Annotated in this window: 1 protein-coding gene; it reads right to left on the reverse strand. The window is 65.3% G+C overall.

Annotated elements, in window-relative coordinates; translation table 11 throughout:
• Positions 1-505 precede the first annotated feature (505 nt).
• Positions 506-711 (reverse strand): histidine phosphatase family protein (locus tag DD1DGNOD_RS27120; RefSeq protein WP_206443212.1); only part of this gene is annotated, 206 nt, incomplete at its 5' end.

A 711-nucleotide genomic window follows, 5' to 3' on the forward strand; every position in this document is an offset into this window, starting at 1 on the left:
CCCGCTACCCGGCTCGCCCGCTGCTCCGGCGAGCATTCGAGCTCCGGAACAACGTCACGCCCTACGACGCCTGCTACGTAGCGCTCGCCGAGAGCCTCGACTGCCCGCTTTACACGGCCGACGCCCGCCTTGCGAAGGCGCCCGGCCCGACGTGCCGCATAGAGCTTATTAACTGACTGCTCATCTTGGCTGACTGCCCAGCTTGTACCGTTCACCGACATTGAACTCGTGGGATAACCCGGCCAGAGAGCCAAAGGCAACGCGATCATGCCTCTGAACAGGGAAAATGTGGTTTACAATCTATAGGTCGCGAGGCCGCCGTGTGAATCGGCGCTGGTCAGGACGCCGACGGCCGGTTCGAGCCTCGTTTGACCCCGCCGCCTGCCATTCCGCGCTGCCACACGCAGATGTCAAGGCGACCGGCACGCTGATGAAGGCTGTTGGCGGAGGTTATGTGTATGTGTTACAGCCGGGCAAGGCTGAGCTGGGGCTGCTGCGTACGCCTTCACAGCGGCAGGCAGGCGTGCCGCAGGGTCCACACCACGCCTCCTGCGCGCCCGGACGTCAGGCGCCCGTGCAGGAGGGTGGTGGACAGCGGTGGGACGTCGATGCGCCAGAACACCTCCGAAGGCGATCGCATCGCTGTGACCAGCGCGGCGCGGACGACCGCCGGATGCGTCACAACGATCATGCTTTCCGGCTCGGACACCC

The sequence above is a fragment of the Candidatus Protofrankia californiensis genome (assembly GCF_900634765.1).
Lineage (GTDB): Bacteria > Actinomycetota > Actinomycetes > Frankiales > Frankiaceae > Protofrankia > Protofrankia californiensis.